The sequence below is a fragment of the Candidatus Accumulibacter vicinus genome, from assembly GCF_000584955.1.
In the GTDB taxonomy this organism is placed as follows: Bacteria; Pseudomonadota; Gammaproteobacteria; order Burkholderiales; family Rhodocyclaceae; genus Accumulibacter; species Accumulibacter vicinus.
Map to the genome: position 1 here is coordinate 6547 of NZ_JDSS02000018.1, position 4031 is coordinate 10577.

Sequence of the window (4031 nt, forward strand, 5' to 3'; positions counted from 1 at the left end):
AGCATGTGCACGTGATCCTGCATCAGATGCCCCTCTTCGATCCGACCCAGCGACCGAGGCGTAAGCGGCCGCAAACGGATGTTCCGGTCAATGCTTCGTGCAGCGCCCTGGTCGATGGTCAGGCCAGTGATTTCGCTCGTGACGTAAGCCCATTCTGGCGGAGTAAAGCCAAGGATCGCACGAAAGACAATAAGGTGATTTCCGGAAATCAAGATCCCGAACAACTATCGCAGCGGCTTGTTTTTCTGGCCCTGAGCCCGGCCTAACGTGATGACTCTTGGTATGGCGTTTTGCGGAAATCACCTTAGCGCTATATATCAACGGTCCGTTAGCAAGCGACTGGTCTTGGAAGAGTGCTCGCTGACGGACGTTCCATGAAAAAAAAAAATTAATTTTCTGGAGATAGTTATGAAAATCCCTGCAACAAACGGTCGCAAATTGGCGGCCATTCTCCTGATCGCATTCGGCGCAAGCCAGGCTGGAGCGGCGGTCATTTATGACGGCGGCGCCCCGAACCTCGGTAACGTCTATCTCGCCGACACCAGCTTTACATTCACGACCGCTGCGGAGGACTTCGTGCTTAAGCCCGGCGCGACGACGGTGACCGATGCACACTGGTGGGGCGCTTGCTTCGGCGGCAGCAACTCCTGTCCTGCCGGTAACTTCGTCATCGGCTTCTACAACGATGACACGGGGGCTCCCGGCTCCCTGATCAAGCAATACATCGTCGGCAATGCGAATCAGACGGCGACGGGCAACTTTATATTTAGCGCCACCGAGTACGCGTATTCGGCAGACTTTGGGCCGCTTGCTCTCGCTGCCGCGACGAAATATTGGTTCACCGTATCGAACACGACGCTTCGCGAGTTATGGGGAATGGAAACCACGGGCCCCGGCAGTCATCGGCAGTTCCGCACCGGTACCGGTACCGGCTGGACGTTACAGGATCAGAACCTTGCCTTCAACCTGACGAACGACCGCGCTTCGATTCCAGAACCCGCATCCTTCGCTCTGCTGTCTCTCGGGCTGGTCGGACTGGGTGCGCTGCGCCGCCGCAAAGGATGACCAACAACCGGGGGTACGCCTGAGGGACAAGAGGCGGCTTCATGTCGCCTTTTTTCTCACCGGAAAGAGAGGCGCGCGTATGAACTGTGTCTCATCCCGATCGCGTGCGTCGGAACGAGTCAGCCGAGCGTGCAACGCTTTGCCCGACTGAACAGGTAGCCCTGCACTTCATCACAGCCCTTCGCCCACAGGAAGGCGAGTTGCGCCTCGTTTTCAACGCCCTCGGCGATGGTCTGCAGGCCCAGGTCGTGCGCCAGGCTGATGGTCGCCGCCACGAATCCGGGACATCCACTGGGTCAGGTTCGCCTGACGAAACTGCACCGCCGAGAGATTGACCGCCACGCTCATCGGCGGCAGGCCGGCTTGCTGCCAGAGACGCATCTGGAGGACCGCCGTCCGTAACACCCATTCGCCGATCGGCAGAATCAGCCCGGACTCCTCGGCGATCGGGATGAACTCGTCGCCACCGAGACGGGAAACCATGTCGTCTTCGCGCACGGCGCGTTTCCGTCGCTCGGCGAACTGGGCCGGCCGCTCGTCGCCAATCCGGTGCCCGAGCGAATCATTGACGTTCTTGATAGCCGCGGTCCATGACATGGATCGCTCCGGCTTCCGGCACCAGCACGTCGAGCACGTTGACATCGTGCAACTTGCCGTCGGAAAGCTTGATCTCCTGCCGAAACCCCCATGTGATCAAGCTTGGCCGACTGCGCCGACAAGCAGACCTCGACGTCGCGAAGGCTCTCGCGATAGGTCAGCTGAGCGAAAGCCATGATGCGAAACTGCTCGGCACAAGTCAGCGACTTCGCATATCGATCGCTGCCGTAGCGATGAACCAGACGAGTAAAGGTCGTCCATGGAAGGAATTCCATGATCTGGGCGAACAGGGGTTTGCCGGTGTTCATGGCAACCGTCTCCGGGAGAAAACCCGGAAGCCTGCCCGAATCGCCGTTCGACGTTGACATCGACACCACCCTTCATCGCGTCAGATACCGCATCAGAGCTGGGTTTCCAGTTCATGGGCTTCGTTTTAACCGTTAACCGGACACCACTGATTGGTGATATAAATTGACCGAATGTGTCCGGGATCGGCAAGGCGCGGGAGGGCTATCACCAGGGCCTCTGCACTCGGAATGCATACGACAAAGTCGTTGTTTATGATGATATTTGACGTTTTTCATGGGTTCTCCGGTAGGGTACCCAAGAGAATAAGATTTCGACCACAGAGTCAGGAGATGCAACATGCTCAAAAATTATGCTATCAGTCTGCGGCTTGCCCTGGGCTTCGGTTTGCTGACGGCGCTTGTCGCGCTGATGGCTTTGACCGGCGTTTTCCAGATGTCCCGGATCAACGCGCACTTCCACGAGATCACCCATAGCACCACGCCGCAGAAAGAGATGGCGCTGCGTTTGCGGATCATCCTGGACGGCCGGGCCATCGCGGCGCGCGACGTGGTGCTGGCGACCGAGAAGGCGGATCGCACGGCGGCGATCGAGCGCCTGGGAAAACTGCGGGATGAATTCGTTCGCGTGCACGACAAACTCGACGCCAGCCTGAAGAGTACCGACGCCCAACCCCAGGAGTTCGAACTGCTGGGCCGGGTGATGGAGGCCAATGCCAAGGCCAAGGCGGTCGTCGACGACCTGATCAACCTGGTCAATTCCGGCGCCGAAACGGAAGCGCGTACCGCCGCGCTTGCCGTACGCGGCGCGTTCGACAAGGTGCGCGAGGCGCTCGACGCGTTTTCCGGCTGGCAGGATCGGCAGAGCGAGACATCCATGAAGGACGCGGCTGACGCCTACGCTACCGCAAAGACCCTGCTGTTCGCGCTCCTCGCATTGTCGCTGGCGATCGCCGTCGGTGGCGCCGTCCTGATCACCCGCTCGATCACCCGGCCGGTCGGCCAGGTCTTGCAGGCCGTCGAAACCATCGCCGCGGGAGATCTGACCGTGAACCTGAACCCGCAGGGCAAGGATGAAATCGTCCGCCTGGAAGCCGGCGTCAAGACGATGAGCGAGGCCTTGCGCGCGGCGATCGGGCAGGTTCGCGGCAGTGCGGACGCCGTCGCGTCGACCTCGGGCCAGTTGAGCGGCGCCGCGTAGCAGGTACGCACGAGTTCCGAAGAGCAATCCGAATCGGCGTCGGCGATGGCGGCGGCGCTGGAACAAATGTCGGCCAGCATCAGCCACGTCGCCAGTCTGTCGAGCGACGCCCGCAAACTGGCGCAGACCGCCAGCCAGGGGGCCACCGCCGGCGCCGGCCAGATCGGGAATCTGATCGACGAAATCGACCGGCTGTCGAAGACGATGGAAACCAGCGCGGCCAGCGCGCACGAGCTGGGCAGCGAGTCGGAGCGCATATCGACCATCGTCAGCGTCATCAAGGAGGTCGCCGAACAGACCAACCTGCTCGCCTTGAACGCCGCCATCGAGGCGGCGCGTGCCGGCGAGATGGGTCGCGGTTTCGCCGTCGTCGCCGACGAGGTGCGCAAGCTCGCCGAGCGCTCGGCCGCTTCGGCGCAGGAAATCACCCAGATGGTGAGCGCGATTCAGGGGCGCAGCCGCGGCGTGACCGACAGCATGGAGAGCACCGTGGCGCAGATGCGCCAGGGGATGGAAAAGGCCCGCCACGCGGGGGACTCGATGCGCGCGATCGACGAAGACGCCCGTCGCGTCACCGGCGTCATCGACAACGTCGCCTCCGCACTCGACGAACAGTCGAGCGCCAGCCACGATCTCGCGAATCGCGTCGAACACATCGTCCAGATGATCGAGGAGAACAACAACGCGATCGGCTCCGTCGCCAACTCGGCCGGCGAACTGAACAAGCTCTCCGACGGCCTGGTGGGTGCCGTCTCGCGTTTTCGCATCGCCTGATCCGGACGATCGGGCGCGCCTTCCCCGGCGTCCGCTACGGTCGCCGGTCGGCCGCTCGCGTCGCGTCGGGCATCCGGGTCGCCGGCGCT

4 protein-coding genes and 2 pseudogenes are annotated in these 4031 nt (G+C 61.7%); 4 read left to right on the forward strand and 2 right to left on the reverse strand.

Annotated elements, in window-relative coordinates:
• Both CAPSK01_RS21915 and CAPSK01_RS21920 read left to right on the forward strand, forming a co-directional pair.
• A partial coding sequence (locus tag CAPSK01_RS21915) for a hypothetical protein (RefSeq protein ID WP_273703119.1) occupies nucleotides 1-266 on the forward strand: 266 nt, incomplete at its 5' end.
• 142 nt (nucleotides 267-408) lie between these two features.
• Nucleotides 409-1065 (forward strand): PEP-CTERM sorting domain-containing protein, encoded by a 657-nt coding sequence (locus CAPSK01_RS21920; protein WP_273703120.1) that lies wholly within the window; start codon nucleotides 409-411, stop codon nucleotides 1063-1065.
• A gap of 119 nt (nucleotides 1066-1184) precedes the next feature.
• Here CAPSK01_RS21920 and CAPSK01_RS21925 read toward each other — a convergent pair.
• Both CAPSK01_RS21925 and CAPSK01_RS21935 read right to left on the reverse strand, forming a co-directional pair.
• Nucleotides 1185-1707: pseudogene (locus tag CAPSK01_RS21925) on the reverse strand (GGDEF domain-containing phosphodiesterase).
• Nucleotides 1637-1970, reverse strand: a pseudogene (locus CAPSK01_RS21935) (DUF4372 domain-containing protein); the annotation flags it as partial. The pseudogenes CAPSK01_RS21935 and CAPSK01_RS21925, both read right to left, overlap by 71 nt.
• 337 nt (nucleotides 1971-2307) lie before the next feature.
• Here CAPSK01_RS21935 and CAPSK01_RS21940 point away from each other — a divergent pair.
• Both CAPSK01_RS21940 and CAPSK01_RS21945 read left to right on the forward strand, forming a co-directional pair.
• Nucleotides 2308-3168, forward strand: a complete 861-nt coding sequence (locus CAPSK01_RS21940; protein WP_273703121.1) for a methyl-accepting chemotaxis protein — start codon at nucleotides 2308-2310, stop codon at nucleotides 3166-3168.
• A gap of 45 nt (nucleotides 3169-3213) precedes the next feature.
• A complete protein-coding gene (locus CAPSK01_RS21945; protein WP_273703122.1) occupies nucleotides 3214-3942 on the forward strand; it encodes a methyl-accepting chemotaxis protein in 729 nt (242 codons plus the stop codon).
• Nucleotides 3943-4031: the final 89 nt, after the last annotated feature.